Origin of the sequence: Kaistia sp. MMO-174 (assembly GCF_037147815.1) — a bacterium.
In the GTDB taxonomy this organism is placed as follows: Bacteria; Pseudomonadota; Alphaproteobacteria; order Rhizobiales; family Kaistiaceae; genus Kaistia; species Kaistia nematophila.
The window spans coordinates 1-18722 of sequence record NZ_JBBCUO010000007.1 but is presented as its reverse complement, the minus strand read 5'-3'; the positions used below and the strand labels follow the sequence as shown (position 1 = coordinate 18722).

Below are 18722 nucleotides of genomic sequence, written 5' to 3'. Positions count from 1 at the left end.
CGGTTTCGGGTAGTCTTCGAACATCCTTCGAAATGCGCCTGCGGACAGACGTCCGCATAGGCTCGGCCACACGGTTGGCCCACCTTCCAGCTCGCTCAATTGCGATCTGGAGTCACCATGTCGTCATCCCGTTTTCTCGCTTGTCTTGCCGATACGCGTCGGCATGAAGGCGGCTATTCGACAAACCGTGCCGATCCCGGCAACTGGACCGGCGGCAAGGTCGGGAAGGGCGAGCTGAAGGGCACCAAGGCCGGCATCGCCGCGTCGTCGCACCCCAACCTCGACATCAAGAACCTGACCGACGCCCAGATCGCGCAGATCTACGAGGCCGAGTATTGGCGCGTGGTGCGCGGCGATGACCTGCCGGCTGGCGTCGATCTGACCACGTTCGACTACGGCGTGAACTCTGGCAACGTGCGGTCGATCAAGGCGCTACAGAAGGCCTCGGGCACCGTCCAGGACGGCAAGGTCGGCCCCGCGACGCTTGCGGCCGTCCGCGCGAAGTCGCCGACCAAGCTCATCCAGACGATCAATGATGCCCGCCTCGGCTTCCTGCAGGGCCTGACCAACTGGACGACCTTCGGCAAGGGCTGGGGCGCGCGGGTCGGCGACATTCGCGCCCGTTCGCTGCTGATGGCAGGCGCGGCGATTGCCGATCTCCAGGCCATCGCCTCCAACGACAACAAGAAGGCCCAAGCCGACGAGAAGGGCGCCACGGCGGTCATCGCCGCCGGGACCGGCTCCGGGACGGGTGCGGTCGCGGGCTCTGTCCCCTCCGACCAGCTCGTCAATTTCAACTGGACCACGGTCGTCGGCTTGGCCGTCGCCGCCGGCGTCCTGGTCGTCTGCGGCGTGGTGTTGAAGCGCCGCGCACAGGCTCGTCGCGCGATGGCCGATGCCACGCTCGCTGTGATGGCGGAGGCTGCCTGACATGGACTGGAAATCGATCGCCGGGCCGCTGGCCCAGGCCGGCGCGACGACGCTCGGCACCATCATCGGCGGCCCGCTTGGCAATGCAGTCGGTGGCGTGGTCGGCCGAGCAGCTGCCGAGGTTCTCGGCGTCGAACCGACGCCGGAAGCCGTAGCCGACCAGATCGCACGCGATCCCGACGATGCGGCTGCTCGCCTGAACGAGCTGGAAACGGCACGCGCCGATGAATGGGCGGCGCTACAGGCCGAAAGTCTGAAGCTGATGCAGCAGCTCGCGGCGCAGGAATCGTCGGAGGGCTGGCTCTCGTGGGGCTGGCGGCCGGCGCTGTCCTGGATCATTGCCGCCATCATCCTGCAAACCTTCATCATCGCACCGTGGATGAAGGCGCTGTTCGGCCTCGACGTCGCGGTGTCCTATGACAACGTCATCGGCATCTCCTCGATCTGGCTGATCATCTACGGCGGCGGCCACACGGCGAAGGCGATCTTCGGCAAGAGGCTCGGCTCGTGAAGATCGCGCTCGAAGCCCTCTTGTCGCAGGCTGTGGCCGAGGCGTCCGACGGCGAAGCCGAGTTCCGGGTGATCGCGCGACGCCATCCGCGCACGCGCAATCTGGAATTCTCCGCCGTGCAGCTCTACCGCGACGAACCCGTCGGCCACTATCTGCTGGCCGGCACGGTGGTGACGCCCCTCGACCGGGAGGCCGGCACCGATGGATGACGCGGATCGCGCAGGCTGGCTCGCCCAGGCCGAGATCGAGGGAGCGCTGAGCCGCTCCCGAAACCGCATCGAACTGCCCGCGAGCGAGGTGTGCGTGGGCTGCGGCGACGATATCGACGCGGAGCGCCGCGTTGCCGTTCCCCATGCCCGGCGCTGCTTCGGCTGCCAGAGCGCCCTCGAAAGGAAGCGTCGATCGTGAGCCCGTCCGATATCCAGCAGGCGCTCTCGATCGCCAGTCTTCTCGCCGCCCTGGGCGCCTCGATCTACACCTGGCTGACCACTCGATCCCGCGTGAACGAGACACAGATCGCAGCCCTGAGCGACAAGGCGGCCGAGCATGATCGCCGTCTCGACAAGGTCGAGAACGACCTTCGCCACCTGCCGGACAAGGACCTCACCCACCGCATGGAAATGACCCTAACAAAGATGCAGGGCGACATGGCGGTACTGAACGAACGGCTGCAACCGGTCTCGGCGATCGCCGAGCGTCTCCAGGAATTCCTGCTCGAACAGGCCAAGCGATGACCGATTTCTCCAAGCTCATCCGGGAAGAAGCCCGCCTCGTGATCCTGCGCGCGCTCGCGGACCAGGTCGACGAAACCCTGTCGTCCTCCATGTTGGAGACGACGCTGCGGACCTACGGCATCCGCAAGGAGCGCTCCTGGGTGCATGACGAGCTGGCATGGCTGGCGGAGGCCGGCGCGGTCAGCATCACGCCGACTCCCGGCACGGTGCTGGTCGCGGTCCTGACCACCAAGGGACGGCGGCACATCGATCGCGAGATCGCCATCGAGGGCGTGAAGCGTCCCTCCCGTCCGGAGGTCTGACATGGCCCGGCGCACGGGACGCGGCAGGCTGTCGAGCATCGATCTTCTCCCGGAGGCCGCCGGCCCGATCGTGGCGTGGGCAACGGGCGAGCTGCTGCGTGAGCGAGGACGGACCCAGCTCGATATCCATGCCGAGTTCAACGGACGCCTGGCTGCCCTTGCCGCTGAGACCGGCGAGGATATCCAGCCGATTTCCTTGTCCGCTTTCAATCGGCGCGCCGTGCGCCTGGCGTCGATCGCGCGCCGTCTCGAGGAGACGCGAACCATCGCTGCCGCCGTCACTGAACGGCTTGGGCCGGACCAGACCGACGACCTCACCATCCTCGTCGCCGAGACGATCAAGATGCTGGTGTTCGAGCTGCTGGAAGACCAAGACGACGATGGTCGGACGAAGGTCGATTCGAAGGGCGCCATGGAGTTGGCGCGGGCGCTGCAATCCGCGGTCTCGGCGCAGTCCGTGTCGGCCGACCGTCGCCGCAAGGTCGAGGCGGAATTCGCTGCCAAGGCTTCGAAGGCGGTCGATGAGGTCGCCAAGGTCAAGGGCATGACGGCCGAGACCGTCGAGGCGATCAAGACGAAGATCCTCGGTGTCGGCAAATGAGCTACTTGCCGACCACCACCGAGGAATGGGCGAGGCATCGTCGCCTTGCCATGCAGGAAATGCCGGCGATCTTCGCCGGTGCACGCCTGCCGGACGTCCTGCTTGCCTACCAGGCCGAACTGCTTGCCTCGACAGCGAAGTACCAGCTCGTCGTCACGGACAAATCCCGCCGCATCGGTGCCACCTGGGGCGTGGCCGCCGACGCCGTGCTGACGTCCGGCGCGCAGAAGAGCGCGGGCGGCATGGACACGCTCTATCTCGGCTACAACCTCGACATGGCGCGCGAGTTCATCGACACCTGCGCCATGTGGGCGCGCGCCTTCGCGCCGGCCTGTTCCGAGGTCCAGGAGTTCCTCTTCACCGAGAAGGATGAGAAGGGCGCGGACCGGGCCATCCAGGCCTTCCGCATCAACTTCGCCTCCGGCTTCGAGATCGTGGCCCTGTCGTCGAAGCCGCGTTCGCTGCGCGGTCGACAGGGCTATGTGATCCTTGACGAGTTCGCCTTCCACGACGACGCGGAGGAGTTGCTGAAGGCGGCGATGGCGCTGCTGATCTGGGGCGGCAAGGTCCTGGTCATCTCGACCCACAACGGCGAGGACAATCCGTTCAACCAGCTCATCCAGGAGATCCGTTCCGGCCGGCGTCCCGGCTATGTGATGCGCTGCACCTTCGACGATGCCCTGGAACAGGGGCTCTACCAGCGGATCTGCCTCGTCACCGGAAAGACCTGGTCGCCCGAGCTGGAAGCGGAATGGCGCGCCAACATCCGCGCCTCGTACGGCGACGCGGCGGGCGAGGAACTCGACTGCATTCCCTCCCAGGGTTCGGGCGTCTACCTGACGCGTGCCCTGATCGAGGCGTGCATGTCGCCGCAGGTTCCGGTCTTGCGCCTGAAGTGCCCGGCAGGCTTCGAGCTGCGCTCCGACGCCGATCGGCACGACTATGTCGCGGCCTGGTTGGAAGAGAATGTGAAGCCGCACCTGCGGCTGCTTGATAGGGACCTGCAGCACTACTACGGCTTCGACTTCGGCCGTTCCGGCGACCTCTCGGTCTTCTGGCCACTCGCCGAGGGGCGTGACCTGGTCTTCCGGACCCCCTTCGTGATCGAGTTGCGGAACGTCCCGTTCCGGCAGCAGGAGCAGATTCTCTTCTATGTCGCGGATCGGCTGCCGCGCTTCGGCGCCGGCAAGCACGATGCGCGAGGCAATGGCCAGTTCCTGGCTGAGTACGCCCAGCAGCGCTACGGCGGCAATCGGATCGAGGCCGTGATGCTGTCACAGGCCTGGTATCTCGCGCACGTTCCGAAGGCGAAGGCGCGTCTCGAAGACCGCACCTGGCAACTGCCGCTCGACGCCGACGTCAGCGGTGATTTTCGCCAGATCAAGATGGTGCGCGGCATCCCCATGGTGCCGAGCGACGCCCATAGGCAGGGGTCCGATGGTGGCCAGCGACACGGTGATACCGCCGTCGCCGGCGTCCTCGCCGTGGCGGCCGCCGAGACCGACGTGGTCGAGTATGGCTACACGCCGGTCGGCGACTTGCGGAACGATTCCGAAACGAACTGGCAGGACCAACCGGCGAGCCGCGCGCGCGGCGTCGATGACGGCCGCCGCGATGGTCTCTGGTGAGGTGAAGAATGGCGCTCTTGGATCAGTTCGGGCGACCGATGAAACCCGCCGTGTTGCGCGAGGAGATCTCCGGTCCGTCGCTGACCGGCATCCGCCGGCACTATGACGAAGTCGTCGCCTCGGGGCTGACGCCGGGCAAGCTCGCCAGCATCCTTCGGGAGGCGGTCGAAGGCGACGCCGACGCCTACCTGACGCTGGCCGAGGAGATGGAGGAGCGCGATCTCCACTATCGATCGCAGATCGCTCTTCGCAAAGGCGTTCTGCTCGGCCTGGAGCCGCAGGTCGAGGCGGCGACCGACGAAGCGCGTGACCAGGAGATCGCCGAGGCCGTCCGCGATCTGATTGGCCGGCCGCAGTTCTCCGAGATGATCGAAGATCTCGTCGACGGGCTCGGCAAGGGTTACTCGGTCGCGGAGATGATCTGGGACACGACGTCGACGCCGTGGGAACCCGGCACCTACAAATGGCGGGACCCGCGCTGGTTCCTGTTCGACAAGGTCGACAGGACCACACTGCGAATGAAGGAGGACGGCGCCTTCAACGGCGTCGACCTGCCTCCCGCGAAATTCATCGTCCATATCCCCAAGCTGAAGTCGGGCATCCCGATCCGAGGCGGCTTGGCGCGGCTTGCAGCCTGGGCGTTCATGCTGAAGAGCTACACGCTGCGCGACTGGGCGGAATTCGCCGAGGTCTATGGCAAGCCTTACCGTGTGGGCAAGTACGGACCGGGCGCATCCGAGGACGACAAGGCGGTTCTTCTCCGCGCGATCCGCGACATTGCCGCCGATGCCGGCGCCATGATCCCTGACTCGATGATGATCGAGTTCATCGAAGCGTCGAACCGTGGCGAGCCTGTTTTCGGGTCGCTGGCCGAGTATCTCGACAAGCAGGTCTCGAAGGGCGTTCTCGGTCAAACCATGTCGTCGGACGACGGAGCGAGCCGCGCCCAAGCCGAAGTCCACAATGGCGTTCGGATGGATATCGCCAAGATGGACGGGCGCCAGCTCGGCCGCACGATTTCCCGCCAGCTGGTTATTCCCTTCGTCCTCCTGAACTACGGGCCGCAGAAGATCTATCCGGAGGTCACGTTCCCGGTACCCGAGCCGGAGGACCTGAAGGCGCTGACCGACAACCTGGCGAAGCTTGTTCCCATGGGGCTGCGGGTCGGGACCTCGGTAATCCGCGACAAGCTGCAGATCCCCGATCCGCAGCCGGGCGAGGAAATCCTCGTCGCGCCCGCGTCGCGACCGGCTGCTCCAGTACCAGTCGAAGCACCTGGCCGTGCAGCTGCTGCCGCCCTCGGGCCGGTTTGCGCCGGTTGCGGACAGCGTCACGCCCTGGCCGCCTCCGCGCCGACCGACCCGCTCGACAGCCTGATCGGAGCCGCGCTCGAAGGATGGGAGCGTCCCCAGCGTCCCCTGTTCGTAAAGATCCGGTCGGAATGGATGGCAGCTACATCTTATGACGATCTCAAGGTGCGCCTGGATGCGCTTGCGGGCAGCCTCCCGGTTGCGGAGCAAGCCCAGGTGCTTGCGGTCATGACCATGATCGCGCGCGGGCTCGGCGAGGCGGGGCCGGGCTGATGGCCGAGGTTCTCGGCCCTGATGGATTGTTCGCCGAAGCGCCTGAGCCCGTCCGGCGCTTCTTCCGCTCCAAGCGCTCGCTACCTTCCTTCAGCTGGCAGGACGTGGCGCCGGCCGAGCATGCGACCATGTTCACGGTGGCGAAAACCGCCGGCTATGACGTGCTGGAAGATCTCCGTGCCGCCGTCGATGATGCGATCGTCAATCGAACGCCGTTCGAAGCCTTCCAGAACCAGCTCGAACCGATCCTCCGGGCCAAAGGCTGGTGGGGGCGGGCACTGGTCGAGGATCCGCTCACCGGCGACCTCGTCGATGCGCAACTCGGCAGCCCTCGCCGGCTTCGCACCATCCATTGGGCGAACGTCTATTCGGCCCATGCGGCCGGCGAATGGGAGCGGATCCAGAACTCGAAGCGCGTGCTGCCCTTCTTGCGCTACGGGCTGACGGTTTCAAAGGAGCCGCGCGAGGAGCATGCCGCTTGGTTCGGTGTCATCCTGCCGGTGGACCATCCCTGGTGGGACACGCACTTCCCGCCGAACGGCTGGGGCTGCAAATGCCCGGTCGAACAGCTTTCTAGGTTTCGAGCCGAGAAGCTCGGGTACGACCCAGCGAAGGCGCCGCCGGATCTTGGCGCGACGACTTGGACCAACAAGCGCACCGGCGAAACGGTCGAGGTCCCGGACGGGATCGACCCCGGATGGGAAGGCAATCCGGGAAAGACCCGCGCGGACTCTATGAGCGCGCTCGCCGCCGGTCGGATCGAGCGGATGCCACCGGCGGCCCAGGATGCGGCAGTCGCGGACCTCACACGCTCGCCGGTCGGCAGGGCTATAACGAACGGCAGCATTCCGTATCGGCCTGGAGACACCAGTTCAGCCAATCGGCAGAATGGCGAAATCGCGGTGCCGGTCGCCGTCCTGCCCCCGTCGATCTCAGAGCCCTTTGGCGCGTCGTCGCCAGTGGTACGCTTCTCGGTTGCCGATGGCTACAAGATGCGGAGGGTACATCCGGAGGTATCGGTTGATGATATCGCCCGCGTCCACCGCGCGCTGCGCGACCCATCCACCCGCAAAATTGTCGAGGCAGAAGCGCGGAATCTGCATCTGCTGTTCGATGACTGGCATGCCGTGATCCGTCGCACCGGTGACGGTGCCTGGACGTTTCTGAAGACGCTGCATCGCTGGGGTAATGATCCGGGCTATGGAGAGCGTGTCATTAAGCGGGGGCAACCAATCGACTGAAATCGTCGCGGGAATCTAGACTAGCAGAGGAGTCGATTCGAAAGCTCGGCGTCGGGGGGCGCAAAATGGCACTGCTGGACGATCTAACCAACTCGGTGAAGACGACTTTTGCCGCGTCGTGGAGCACCAGAAACGGCACCGTGGTGCCCGTCGACACTGACCTCAGTCTGGGGAATGACGGTGTCAAGCTCACCGCTACGGTTCTGTACGCCGATTTGTCGGAATCGACGAAACTGGTCGACAGCTATCCCGCTGCTTTGGCCGCTGAAATCTACAAGACGTTTTTGCAGTGCGCCGCCAGGATCATTCGATCTGAGAACGGAGCCATAACCGCCTACGATGGGGACCGAGTTATGGCGGTTTACATCGGTGATTTGAAGAACACCCAGGCGGCCCGAACCGCGCTTAAAATCAACTGGGCATGCAAGAACATCATCCAGCCTGCCTATAACAAACAGTACCCAGACCGCCCGTACGCCCTCAAACACACGGTTGGGATCGACACATCTGAGATTCTGGTCGCTCGTGCCGGCATCCGAGGTTCCAACGATCTGGTTTGGATAGGGCGCGCGGCAAACTGGGCGGCAAAGCTGTGTGCCCTGGATCACGACTACCCCAGCTGGATCACTGCCGCAGTGTTCGAACAAATGGCAACAATAGCGAAGACATCTATCGACGGGCGCCCAATGTGGGAGGCGCAGACGTGGACGGCCATGAACAGCGCAAGCATCTATCGTTCACACTGGTCTTGGCAACTATGACGGATCCCATTGGGCTCGAGGCCGCCGAGCGGCAACTGGACCGCGTCCAGGCATTCTTTCCCCGGATTGACGCCAAGGTCTCAGCGCTCTTTGCGATCTCGTCCGCGCAAATTGCGGTAGCGGCGGTGAATATCACCGTGCCCGACCTTCACCATTGGTGGATCGCGGTGCCAGGGATTGTCTTTGCCGTCCTGATGTCCGCGACGTTCATCAATCTCTATTGGTGTACCTACCCCCACCTTCGGGGCGGAGCCAACTCGCTTGTCTACTTCCAGGCGATATCCAGTTTGAAGGAAGAGGAGTATCTGGCTCGCTATGTCTCGATTTCCGAGCAGAGCCTGAAAGTGGAGATTATTCGGCAGATCTGGCGAAACTCCGAAATTGTCTCGGCGAAGTACCGCTATCTGAAGGACGCAACTCTCGCTGTCTGCCTGGCTCTGGTCCCGTGGACAATATTGCTCGCGGCAACGTCGTTGGCCAACGGTAAGCTTCCAACGATAGCGGGATAGATGAGCCGCTCCCGAGGCGGCGGCCGCACCGCCTCCGGCCAGATGTCCGGGCAGGCAATTCCGGGAGCACCCTCAATATAGGAACACGAGCCGCGATCGCAACTCGCCTCTCTAGTCGGCCTTTTTCACTATCTCATAACCGGCCTGGTTCAGGGCGATGAGGATCGCCTTCCCCACGTCTTCGCTAGCTTCGTTGGGGTTGAAGATCCGGTCTTGGATCGTGCCGGCATCGGTTACCGGGTGATTGATCCGGCGGCTCTTTACGGCAGTTTCTATGATTTCAATGACAATCGCATCCTTGGTCATTCTATCCCCCTTGCATCGAATTGAGAGCCCAAGGACGTCATAGCGCCGGAGAACGTCCAGGGCGCCGAGATGCGCTCCGGCCGCACGAATGGTCGCAAAATCCCGCTGAGGCCGTCCAGCCCCCTTAGAAACCGCTTCGAGCGCATAAATAATCGGCTATGATGCCGGTGCTTCGACGCATCGGCCGATCCGGGCCTGCGGACATCGGTCCGCAATGCTGCTCGAAGCTGCGCCCGGCACATTCGCCGGCATGAAGCTCGCAACCGCATCCACCACGATTCTCTCGTCTCTCGGCGCCGACGGCAAGGCGCCCGAGTGGATCATGCTGTTTCCGGCCGGGCTGATATCTGCGCAGGATGGCCGGCAGTGGGTTAACGACGATCCCGCCCAGGTCGCCGACAAGTCGCTGCGAGGCGTAGATCTCCCGATCGACTGGGAGCATGCCGCCGATCACAAAGCCCCGAAGGGCGAACAAGCGCCCGCCGCTGGCTGGATCGACCAGGTCGAGGTCCGCGATGGCGCGGTTTGGGCACATGTGACCTGGACCGAGGCCGGCCGAGCGTCGGTCGAGAGCAAGTCTTATCGCTACGTCTCCCCTTCCTTCCTTCACGACTCCGGCGGCCACATTCGCCGGCTGCTCGGCGCCGGCCTCGTGAACCGCCCGGCGATCACCACCCTGCCGGCACTCGCTTCCGGCACAACCTCGGATCCCGACATGGAAAAAGCTCTCCTCGACGCGCTCGGCCTGGCCGCCGGCGCCACCACCGCCGACGCTGTCATCGCGATCGGCAAGCTGCGCGGCGATTTGCAGACGGCAACCGCCGCCGTCCAGCAGCCGGATCCGACCAAGTTCGTGCCGAAGGCGGATCTGGAATTGGCGCTGGCTCGCGCCTCGACGGCGGAAACGAAGCTCGAAGACAACGCTAAGGCAGCCGCCGAAGCGAAAGCCACGGCTGCCGTCGATGCCGCGATCGCGGCCGGGAAGATCGCGCCGGTCTCCAAGGATCACTACCTCGCGCTGGCCCGCGAGCGCCCCGCCGAGGTCGACGCGTTGTTCGCGACGCTACCCCCGCTCGGCCTCGCCCAGGTCTCCGACAAGGGCGGTACCCCGCCTGTGGCCACCGGCCAGCTCACGGCCGAGCAGAAGGCGCTCTGCGCGCAGACCGGCGTCTCCGAGGCTGACTTCCTCAAGGCGCTCGGCTGAGCCCCAACCAACAAGGACCGACCCTCATGGCCGCGTTGACTTCCCCCCGCAACACGCCCCGGCGTGACAATCCTCAGGTCCGCGAGCCCGTTGCGGCGGCGCGGATCCTTCAGGGCGCGCTCGTCGTGCTCGAAGCCGGCGCCGCCAAGCCCGGCAAGACGGCGACGGGTCTGATCGCCCTTGGCGTCGCCGAGGAAACCGCCGAGATCGGCGACCGCGCCCGCACGCGGGCCGGCACCTTCCGTTTCGACAATTCGGCCGCGGCCGATGCCATCGCCGCCACCGAGATCGGCAAGACCGCCTACATCGTCGACGACCACACCGTCGCCAAGACCGACGGGACGGGCACCCGTTCCGCCGCCGGCACCGTCTTCGACGTCGATGCCCAGGGCGTCTGGGTCAAGGTCGGCTAACCCCACACCAGGAACGAGACACCATGCTGATCAATTCCACCAACCTCCGAAACCTCGGCGTCTCGTTCAAGGCGTCATTCCAGGGCGGCCTCGGACAGGCAGCGCCGCTCTCTTTGCGCGTCGCGACGGAAGTGCCGTCGTCGACCAAGGCCAACGAATATGGCTGGCTCGGCAAGATCCCGAACGTCCGCGAGTGGATCGGCGAGCGCGTAATCCAGGGCGTCGAGGCATCGGACTATACGATCAAGAATCGATCGTTCGAGCTGACCATCGGCGTCAGCCGCGACGACATCGAGGATGACAACGTCGGCATTTATTCGCCGCTGTTCCAGGAGATGGGCGCTTCCACCGCTGCCCATCGCGAGCTGCTGATCTTCGGCCTGCTCAAGAACGGCTTCTCGACCGCCTGCTACGATGGCCAGTATTTCTTCGACACGGACCATCCGGTGCTCGACGAAGACGGGGACGAAGTCTCGGTGGCAAACACCGACGGTGGTTCGGGCGCGCCCTGGTTCCTGATCGATGACTCGCGCGCGCTGAAGCCGATCCTGTTCCAGAAGCGCAAGGACTGGAACTTCGTCGCCCGCGATAACCCCGACGACGAGAATGTCTTCTCGAAGAAAGAGTTCGTCTACGGCGTCGATGCCCGCCACAATGTCGGGTTCGGTTTCTGGCAGTTCGCCTGGGGCTCGAAGCAGCCCCTCGACGCCGCCCACTATGCCACGGCCCGCGCCGCGCTCGGCAGCATGAAGGGCGACTATGGTCGGCCGCTCGGCATCACTCCGAAGCTGCTCGTCGTCGCGCCGGGGCAGGAGAGCGCGGCACTCAAGATCGTCAACAACGAGCTGGGCGCCAACGGCGAGACCAACGAGTGGCGGGGTACCGCCGAGGTGCTTGTCTGCCCCTGGCTGGCCTGATCGGCGCGGCTTTCTAGCGGCCCCGGTTCCGCCGGGGCCGTCGGTAAACCGCGCAGTGGGGATCCATCATGACGACCAGACGTCTCGCACAGTCCAAGGCTGCAAGGCCCGCGAAAGCACAGCCGACCATCGGTCAGAGTTCGACGGCTGCCGCGCCGAGCCGCGAAGGATCGACCGACGATGTCGCCCAGCGCCACGCGGCGGAGGGCGAGGTCACCGCCGCGATCGTCGACGACGCGAACTCGGTGGCGACGGCCGATAGCACGGCTACCGATCTTCTCGCCGGCGGAGACGAATCCGATCGCGCCGCCGGCGATGACCGCGACGCCCTCGACGCTGGTGAAGGCCAGCCGGCCGAGCCGATCGTCGGCGACACGACGCAGAACGACCAAGCTTCGACCAGCGGCGCGCCGGCCGGCGAAAGCACCTCCGGCGATCTGTCGCTCGACGGCGAACTGCTCGCCAACGCCACCGCCGATGGTTCCGTCGTGCTCGGCGTCGGTGTCGACGAAGCTATCGAACTGATCGCCGTCCTGGTCGTCACCGGGCCGCTGAAGGGCGCCCGCCGCGCCGGTCTGCGGTTCGGCCCGGAGCCGATGCCCCTGCCGATCTCGATCCTTCGGCAGGAGGAGATCGACGCGATCGAATCCGATCCCCGCCTCTCGACCAGGCGCGAACAGCGTCCGGCCTCGACCCTCTTTTGAATGCTCGGCCGTACGGCGGCCCGCTCTTGCGATCCGTACGGCGAGATACCTCCGGCCGGCCGCCCCACTGGTCGGCCGGGGGCACTTTGATCCATGAGGCAGACATGACCACAGGCAATCCCTTCTCGAACATGTTGCCGGCTGGGTTTTCCGGAGGTCTGTCTGCCGAGCAGTGCGATCCTCTGCAGGTGATCACCTTCGCTGCCGAAGGGCTGTGGGACGTCCTTGACGGACTGCCCGACAAGGCCACCGGGACGCTGGCCAAGCGCCGCCTGCAGGAGACCGTGTTCTGGGCTGGCCAAGCTGCCTCCACCGTGATGGTGGCAAAATGACCTATTCGACTCGTGCCGACATCGAGCAGCTCTACGGCGTGCCGTTCCTGGCGGCGATCCTGCCTGACCAGGAAGCCGACACGGCCGAGCCCGACCAGGTCGCCAACGCCGCGATCGAGGCCGCAACCAGCCAGGCCGCCTCGCACATCGACTCCTATCTTGGCGTCCGCTACGCGCTGCCGCTCGGCGTCGTCCCGGATTTCCTCGTGTCGGTGTCCGTGGACATCATCGTCTACACGCTCTGCAATACGCATGACCGCCTGACCGACGAAATCACGAAGCGCTACGAGCGCGCGATCGCCTGGCTGCGCGACATTGCGGCCGGCAAGGCCGGTCTCGGCCAGGCCGAGCCGTCGAACGCCGAGACCGGTGCCGGCGGCCCCACCGGCGCGGCCGTCTTCGGGCGCCCCCGGAGGAACTACTGATGGCTGGCGCCGCGATCACAGTCGACGTCGTCGGTCTGGCGACGGCCGCCGGTCCAATCGAGCATCTAGCGTCGCTGGAGCGCTCAGAGCTGCTCGACGGCCTCGGTCGCCTGGTGCAGGAGCAGACCCGCCGACGCATCCGGGAAACGAAGACTGGCCCCGACGGTCAACCTTGGGCACCCAACCGCGCCGGCACGTCCATCCTGCTCAAGGAGGGGACGCTGGCGAATTCGATCGATTTTGCTGTCGAGGGCGACCAGGTCGCGGTCGGCAGCGGACTGGTCTATGCGCGCATCCACCAGCTCGGCGGTACCATCGTTCCCAAGAATGCCCAGGCTCTCCGCTTCGTGGTCGGCAGCCAGCTCGTCTTCAGCAAGAAGGTGACCATCCCGGCGAGACCCTATCTCGGCGTCTCCGGCGAGGACCGGGAGGAGATCGAGGCGACGGTGCTCGATTTCCTCGCCGTTGTCGCCGGCGAGGGAGCGACACCGTGAGCCGCGTCGTCACGTTCGCCATGGCTGTGGCCGCGTCGATCAAGGCCGACGTTCCGTCGGTCACCGAGGCGACGTGGCAGCTCGGCCGTTTCAACCTGGATGACCTCGCGCGCGTCACGGGTCGCGGCGCTTTCGTCGTCGTCGGCATCCTCAGCGCCCACATCGACCGTGGCGCCGATAGCTCGCCATCGGCCCTCACCAGGGTCGCCGCCTTTGTTGTCACGAAAGGCAAGAAGGCGGAACGGGAACATCAAGCGTGGTCGATCGGTGAGGCGATCGCGGTCCTGGCCGATAGCAAGGCGCAATTCTGGGGCCTTCAGGGACTGGGTGTGCCGATGAAGGTGCGCCTCGAACCGCTCACCTCGGTGCTTTCCGACGACAAGGGCGTCTCCCTGCTGGCGGTTCAGTGGGAGCAGAAACTGCATCGGATCGGCGAAGGCGTCTTCGACGCCGATCCCGAGGCGCCGGCGCAGCTGTTCATCTTCGACGAAGAGCAGGACGGGGGCGACGATGCGCCTGGCCCGTGAGCTGCGTTCCGTCCGCAAGGATCTCGAAGACCTGAGCCGCCGCTTTGCCACGAGCCAGATGACCGGCCGAGTGGCTGCCGTCGACGGCAAGCGCGTTCGTATCGAGTTCGGCCAGGACGCCAACGGCAAGAAATTCCTTTCGCCCTGGGTGCAGGTCCAGGAGGCGGCCGGCGCTCGCTTCGGCGGGATTTCGACCCATTTTCCAATCGGTATCGGCGAGCCCATGCGCGTGTTTTCGCCGACGGGCGAGCTGGGTTCCGCATCGATCGCTGTCCGCGATTCCTACGCCGAGGACGCGCCTCGTCCGACCGACCAGGACAGCGCGGCAGTTATCACCAACGGCAAGTCGTTCGTGACGCTCGACGGCGACAACATCATCCTGAAGGGCAGGCACATCCTCCTGCAGGGCGAGGAGATCGTCACCGATGGCAAGACGAAGCTGAACAATGGAACCCGCAAGGTCGTCTTCGAAGGCAGCAAGGACACCGATGGCGACACGAACAACGAAGGCGCCGACGGCGTCTTGGTCTGAAGGAGAAAACTATGGAAAAGACCGACTACATCGTCACGGACAAGGCCGGCTCCCATGTGGCCGGCAAGCGCGTCACTGCGGGAGATCCCATCTCTCTGACCGAGGCTCAGGCGCGATACGAGCTGCTTCTCGAGTCGATCCGGCCGGCTGACGAAAAGGCGCCCGTCGAGCCGGCTTCGAAGCCCGCTCGAAGCGCTGGCAAGTAAGGCTGCGGCGATGGCTCGGACTGGGATCGATCGAAACACTTGGAGGGTCATCACCGGCTGGGCGCACTGCGTCCAGAGCATCGGCATGATCCTGTCGACCCGTATCGAGAGCCGCGTCATGCGCCGCACCTTCGGAAGCACGGTGCCCCAGTTGCAGGACGCCAATGCCACGCGGCGCATCCTGCTCGAACTCTACGTCGCCATCGCTGACGCCCTGGCGAAATGGGAGCCGGGCTTCCGGCTGCAGACCATCGATCTCATCAAGGGCGGCCGCGACGGCGTGTTCATGTTCGTCCTCTCGGGCATCTTCTATCCGCGCGGCCATCTTGGCGATTATTCGCTTTCCGAGCCCCGGAATACGACCATGACGGCGGCCGCGAATGACAACGGCTTCGTGATTGTAAGCGAGGCGGCATGAGCACCATCGACCCCGCCACTTTCCCGCCGCCCGAGGCGATCGAGACGCTCGATTTCGAGGCGATCCTCGTCGAGATCATGGCGGACGCCCAGAGCCGGTTCGACGCGGCCGGCATCGCCTATGACGTCGGCGGCCTGGAGACCGACCCGGTGAAGATCGTCGCCGAGGCCGCCGCCTATCGCGAGATGCTGCTTCGCGCCCGGGTCAATGATGCCGTGCGGGCCAATCTTCTGGCTTTCGCGCGCGGCGCGGATCTCGACCATCTCGCCGCCTTCTATGACGCGGTGCGGCTACCGGACGAGGGCGACGAGCGTTTTCGCCTGCGCACCCTGCTCGCGGTCCAGGGCCGTTCGACTGGCGGCACCGAGCCGCGCTATCGCGCCGTCGCGCTCGGCGCCTCGCTGCGGGTCGCGGACGCGGCCGTCTACCGCGTCGGCACCACGCCGCAAATCGAGATCGCCGTGGTCGCCGCCGACAATAATGGCGTCGCCGATGCCGGGCTGCTCGCCCTCGTTTCCGAGGCGATCGAGAACGCGGCCGTCCGCATGGTCAATGACACGATCCGTGTGATCGCCGCCGTCACCGACACGATCGATGTCGCGGCGCGCATCTGGCTGCTGCCGGATGCGGCCGGGTCGCTGGTTGCGGCCCTGCCGGCGGCGCTGCGGGCGGATTGGGCTGCCGAGGGCGGTCTCGGCTTCGACCTGACGCGCGAATGGCTATTGGCCCGGCTGATGAAGACGGGCGTGCAGCGGGTCGAGATCCTGGCGCCGGCCGAGACCGTCGTCGTGCTGCCGGGCCGCGCCGTCGCGCTCGGCGCCGTCGACCTGACGATGATGGGGCGGGATCGATGACGGCGGCGGTGCATCTGCTGCCGACGTCTTCCACGGCCTTCGAGCGGGCGCTGTCGGAAGCGATCGACGTCACGCCGCGCCTGGACGGTGCGATCACCAGCCTATCCGGCATCAAGTTCACGCCGCCGCCGTCCTTCCTTCCTTTTCTCGTCTACGAGTACGGCCTTGGCGAGCTGACGCCCTATGTGCCGAACCTCTATGACCTGCTTCGGGAGGGCGTCGCCTGGACCCGTGTTCGCGGCACGCCGGCGGCGGTCGATCGCGCGCTCGGCTGGCTCGGCTACACCGCCGCGATCGAGGAGGCGGCCGTCCGTCGATCGCGCTGGAACCTGTTTCAGCTCGCGCTCGACCGCGTCCGCGACGACGAGGACGACCTCGATCCGATCGACGGCGTCGCCAACCTTTCGACGCCGCTTCGCTCGGTGTTCTGGCGCGGCTTCGCCGGCTACGACATCCGTCCGCTGGAATACAGCCGGAAGCGTTGGTCCGAGGCGCGCTGGAGTTCCTCGTCGGGAGCCCGGCTGCGCACGGACGGCGCCAAGTGGTCATTCGGGCGGACCTACAGCTTTGACCACGCCATGACGGAGGCGGATCTGACCGCCCTCGGCGTCTGGATCGAGCCGACCGGTGACGGCGAGGTGCCGTGGCTGGATATCGAATGGCCGGATCTCGCCTGGGACGCGTTTGGCGGCGATGCCCGCTCCGAGCTGATGCTGCTTGCCGTTCCGGCCGGCACGGCCTGGGCCTGTTTCCGCGATGCCGGTGGCGCTGTGATCGGCTACCGCCGGGCAAAGGTGCAACAGCGCGTCGTCGTCGATCCTACCGGCCCTTACTCGTTCGGCGGCCTGCGCTTCGCGCCGGCGGCAACCGGCGCCGAGATGATGCTGGTCGAGGCCTTGACGGACTTCGGCGAAGGCTATGGCAGCACGGCCGCCGCCGTCTCGCTGATCCTCGCCGCCGAGCCTGCGGATCCTGCCCGGCCGGGCGCGCTCTGGCTCGGCACCGGCGAGCTCGATGCCGGCCTGCCGGAGATCGCCTTGACACCGCTCGATATCGAATTCGGCCGCACCGTGCGCGAGCGCGTGCGCTTCCTGTTGAGGTTCTGATGACCGATTTCTCCGATCCCTCCGGGCTTCCGGCTGCCTATGACCGGGCGCAGCACAAGCCGCTCTGGCAGCGCGTCGTCGGGCGCGAGGACCGTTTCGCCGAGGCGGCCGACCTGAATGACATCCAGACGATCGTCGAGCGGCGGCACCGCCGCGTCGGCGACCTGGTTGCCTCGGATGGCGACCGCATCGCCGATGGCGACATCGTCGTCGACGTCGCCGGCGGCTCCGTCCAGCTGGCCGCCGGCCGGGTCTATGCGCGCGGCGATGTCCGCGACGTTGCAGCAGCCGTGCTCGCCGACGTGCCGATGACCGGCGACATCGTCATCGGCATCCGCATCGTTTCGACCGTTGTCACCTCGGTCGAGGACCCGGATCTGCTCGGCCTCTATCCGGGCTCCGAGGCCGAGGGCGAAGGCGGCTCCGCCAGGGTCGCCGAGACCGTTGCCTGGGGCCGGTCGGGTGATGGCGAGGCCGGCGACCTGATCGCCGTCTACCTGCTGCGCAATGGCACCGTGCTCGACCAGAGCCCGCCGCCGACGCTCTCCGGCGTCGTCAGGGTGATCGCGGTCTACGACTACCAGGCGCATGGCAACTACATCGTCCAGGGCTGCCGGGTGACAGCGCTCGGCAAGGAGGCGGGCGACCAGGTCTTCTCGATCGAGGAAGGCATCGCTAACATCTACGGATTCAAGACCACGCGCCTCAACGCGCTGCGCTACGCTGAGGCCGAGCTCTATGATCTCACCTCGGCCCAGAGCGAGCCGCATACCTTCGACGATGCCGGCACCGGCACGGCGGTGATCGCTCTGAACCATGCGCCGCTCTCGGCCCTGGCGGTTGCGATGATCACCAAGGAAGTGACGGAAACCAAGACGCGCGGCACGCCGGCGAACACGTCCGACCTGCTCGACAAGGACAATCCGCGCGCCATCATCGAGGTGCAGTCGGGCGCGACGACCTACACGGCCGGCACCGATTACAATCTCTCCGGCGGTTCGATCTCCTGGGCGCCGGGCGGCGCCGAGCCGAGCTCGGGCCAGAGCTACACGGTCAAGTATCGCTATCTGGTGGCGGTGACGCCGGCCGCTGTCGCCGACGATAGCGTCACGCTGTCGGGGGGCGTCACCGGCACCGACGTCTTCCTGACCTATGACTGGAAGCTGCCGCGCATCGACCTGCTCTGCCTCGATCAGGATGGCCTGCCCGTCTATGTAAAGGGGCTCTCGGCGCGCTCGCGCCCGGTGGCGCCGGTGCCGGCCGAAGACCTGCTGCCGCTCTGCACCGTCACCAACACATGGACCGGTAAGCCCGGCATCGTGAACAGCGGCGTCCGCGCCGTGCCCTATGCCGAGCAGTGGCGTTACTACAATCGGCTGATCGACCTGATCGACGTGGTGTCGATGGAAAAGCTGAAGCGGTCGATCGACGGCAAGGATCCGGTCGCCAAGCGCGGCATCTTCGTCGATCCCTTTGTCGACGAT

General features: G+C 65.8%; 27 protein-coding genes. 26 read left to right on the top strand and 1 reads right to left on the bottom strand.

All coding sequences use genetic code 11. The annotated features are described in order from the left end of the window. The first annotated feature begins 117 nt into the window (after window positions 1-117). The 12 genes from WFK98_RS23555 (at window position 118) to WFK98_RS23500 (ending at window position 8800) form a co-directional block, all read left to right on the top strand. A complete protein-coding gene (locus tag WFK98_RS23555) occupies window positions 118-930 on the top strand; it encodes a glycoside hydrolase family 108 protein (protein ID WP_336802004.1) in 813 nt (270 codons plus the stop codon). A gap of 1 nt (window position 931) precedes the next feature. Further along, window positions 932-1441, top strand: a complete 510-nt coding sequence (locus tag WFK98_RS23550; RefSeq protein ID WP_336802003.1) for a 3TM-type holin — start codon at window positions 932-934, stop codon at window positions 1439-1441. Beyond that, on the top strand, window positions 1438-1650 hold the full coding sequence (locus WFK98_RS23545; protein ID WP_336802002.1) for a hypothetical protein: 213 nt from the start codon (window positions 1438-1440) through the stop codon (window positions 1648-1650). The genes WFK98_RS23550 and WFK98_RS23545 overlap by 4 nt, the downstream gene beginning before the upstream one ends. Then, a complete protein-coding gene (locus WFK98_RS23540) occupies window positions 1643-1849 on the top strand; it encodes a TraR/DksA C4-type zinc finger protein (RefSeq protein ID WP_336802001.1) in 207 nt (68 codons plus the stop codon). Before WFK98_RS23545 ends, WFK98_RS23540 begins: the two co-directional genes overlap by 8 nt. Beyond that, a complete protein-coding gene (locus WFK98_RS23535; protein WP_336802000.1) occupies window positions 1846-2175 on the top strand; it encodes a DUF2730 family protein in 330 nt (109 codons plus the stop codon). Before WFK98_RS23540 ends, WFK98_RS23535 begins: the two co-directional genes overlap by 4 nt. Beyond that, window positions 2172-2477: a VpaChn25_0724 family phage protein gene (locus tag WFK98_RS23530; protein WP_336800644.1), complete on the top strand. Its 306-nt coding sequence runs from the start codon at window positions 2172-2174 to the stop codon at window positions 2475-2477. Before WFK98_RS23535 ends, WFK98_RS23530 begins: the two co-directional genes overlap by 4 nt. Window position 2478: 1 nt before the next feature. Further along, window positions 2479-3078, top strand: a complete 600-nt coding sequence (locus tag WFK98_RS23525; RefSeq protein WP_336801999.1) for a DUF3486 family protein — start codon at window positions 2479-2481, stop codon at window positions 3076-3078. Continuing rightward, a complete protein-coding gene (locus WFK98_RS23520) occupies window positions 3075-4706 on the top strand; it encodes a hypothetical protein (protein ID WP_336801998.1) in 1632 nt (543 codons plus the stop codon). The genes WFK98_RS23525 and WFK98_RS23520 overlap by 4 nt, the downstream gene beginning before the upstream one ends. An 8-nt stretch (window positions 4707-4714) precedes the next feature. Beyond that, on the top strand, window positions 4715-6289 hold the full coding sequence (locus WFK98_RS23515) for a DUF935 domain-containing protein (protein ID WP_336801997.1): 1575 nt from the start codon (window positions 4715-4717) through the stop codon (window positions 6287-6289). Continuing rightward, window positions 6289-7530: a phage head morphogenesis protein gene (locus WFK98_RS23510; protein ID WP_336801996.1), complete on the top strand. Its 1242-nt coding sequence runs from the start codon at window positions 6289-6291 to the stop codon at window positions 7528-7530. Before WFK98_RS23515 ends, WFK98_RS23510 begins: the two co-directional genes overlap by 1 nt. Before the next feature lie 65 nt (window positions 7531-7595). Continuing rightward, the gene (locus tag WFK98_RS23505) at window positions 7596-8291 is read left to right on the top strand and encodes an adenylate/guanylate cyclase domain-containing protein (RefSeq protein ID WP_336801995.1); all 696 of its coding nucleotides are present in this window, start codon (window positions 7596-7598) and stop codon (window positions 8289-8291) included. Then, window positions 8288-8800: a Pycsar system effector family protein gene (locus WFK98_RS23500; protein WP_336801994.1), complete on the top strand. Its 513-nt coding sequence runs from the start codon at window positions 8288-8290 to the stop codon at window positions 8798-8800. Before WFK98_RS23505 ends, WFK98_RS23500 begins: the two co-directional genes overlap by 4 nt. A gap of 111 nt (window positions 8801-8911) precedes the next feature. Here the strand turns inward: WFK98_RS23500 and WFK98_RS23495 are convergent, their stop codons facing one another. Continuing rightward, a complete protein-coding gene (locus WFK98_RS23495) occupies window positions 8912-9106 on the bottom strand; it encodes a hypothetical protein (RefSeq protein WP_336801993.1) in 195 nt (64 codons plus the stop codon). 214 nt (window positions 9107-9320) lie between these two features. On the opposite strand from WFK98_RS23495, the gene WFK98_RS23490 reads away from it, so the two are divergent. From WFK98_RS23490 to WFK98_RS23425, 14 genes are all read left to right on the top strand, one after another. Next, a complete protein-coding gene (locus tag WFK98_RS23490; RefSeq protein WP_336801992.1) occupies window positions 9321-10310 on the top strand; it encodes a phage protease in 990 nt (329 codons plus the stop codon). 26 nt (window positions 10311-10336) lie between these two features. Next, on the top strand, window positions 10337-10723 hold the full coding sequence (locus tag WFK98_RS23485) for a hypothetical protein (protein ID WP_336801991.1): 387 nt from the start codon (window positions 10337-10339) through the stop codon (window positions 10721-10723). Window positions 10724-10746: 23 nt separating this feature from the next. After that, window positions 10747-11640, top strand: a complete 894-nt coding sequence (locus tag WFK98_RS23480) for a Mu-like prophage major head subunit gpT family protein (RefSeq protein WP_336801990.1) — start codon at window positions 10747-10749, stop codon at window positions 11638-11640. A gap of 68 nt (window positions 11641-11708) precedes the next feature. Continuing rightward, a complete protein-coding gene (locus WFK98_RS23475) occupies window positions 11709-12344 on the top strand; it encodes a hypothetical protein (protein ID WP_336801989.1) in 636 nt (211 codons plus the stop codon). Window positions 12345-12448: 104 nt separating this feature from the next. After that, window positions 12449-12676 carry a hypothetical protein gene (locus WFK98_RS23470; protein ID WP_336801988.1) on the top strand — a complete coding sequence of 76 codons (228 nt, stop codon included), beginning with the start codon at window positions 12449-12451 and terminating at the stop codon, window positions 12674-12676. Then, window positions 12673-13101: a gp436 family protein gene (locus tag WFK98_RS23465; RefSeq protein ID WP_336801987.1), complete on the top strand. Its 429-nt coding sequence runs from the start codon at window positions 12673-12675 to the stop codon at window positions 13099-13101. Before WFK98_RS23470 ends, WFK98_RS23465 begins: the two co-directional genes overlap by 4 nt. Beyond that, entirely contained in the window at window positions 13101-13595 is a 495-nt protein-coding gene (locus WFK98_RS23460; protein WP_336801986.1) for a phage virion morphogenesis protein, read from the top strand. Before WFK98_RS23465 ends, WFK98_RS23460 begins: the two co-directional genes overlap by 1 nt. Beyond that, window positions 13592-14122, top strand: coding sequence for a hypothetical protein (locus tag WFK98_RS23455; RefSeq protein ID WP_336801985.1), 531 nt, complete (start codon window positions 13592-13594; stop codon window positions 14120-14122). The genes WFK98_RS23460 and WFK98_RS23455 overlap by 4 nt, the downstream gene beginning before the upstream one ends. After that, the gene (locus WFK98_RS23450; RefSeq protein WP_336801984.1) at window positions 14106-14654 is read left to right on the top strand and encodes a phage baseplate protein; all 549 of its coding nucleotides are present in this window, start codon (window positions 14106-14108) and stop codon (window positions 14652-14654) included. Before WFK98_RS23455 ends, WFK98_RS23450 begins: the two co-directional genes overlap by 17 nt. An 11-nt stretch (window positions 14655-14665) precedes the next feature. Then, on the top strand, window positions 14666-14860 hold the full coding sequence (locus tag WFK98_RS23445) for a hypothetical protein (protein ID WP_336801983.1): 195 nt from the start codon (window positions 14666-14668) through the stop codon (window positions 14858-14860). 85 nt (window positions 14861-14945) lie between these two features. Further along, window positions 14946-15278 (top strand): GPW/gp25 family protein, encoded by a 333-nt coding sequence (locus tag WFK98_RS23440; protein WP_336801982.1) that lies wholly within the window; start codon window positions 14946-14948, stop codon window positions 15276-15278. Beyond that, window positions 15275-16132 (top strand): baseplate assembly protein, encoded by an 858-nt coding sequence (locus WFK98_RS23435; protein ID WP_336801981.1) that lies wholly within the window; start codon window positions 15275-15277, stop codon window positions 16130-16132. Before WFK98_RS23440 ends, WFK98_RS23435 begins: the two co-directional genes overlap by 4 nt. Continuing rightward, window positions 16129-17238 (top strand): phage tail protein, encoded by a 1110-nt coding sequence (locus WFK98_RS23430; RefSeq protein WP_336801980.1) that lies wholly within the window; start codon window positions 16129-16131, stop codon window positions 17236-17238. Before WFK98_RS23435 ends, WFK98_RS23430 begins: the two co-directional genes overlap by 4 nt. After that, a partial coding sequence (locus WFK98_RS23425) for a DUF4815 domain-containing protein (RefSeq protein WP_336801979.1) occupies window positions 17238-18722 on the top strand: 1485 nt, incomplete at its 3' end. The genes WFK98_RS23430 and WFK98_RS23425, both read left to right, overlap by 1 nt.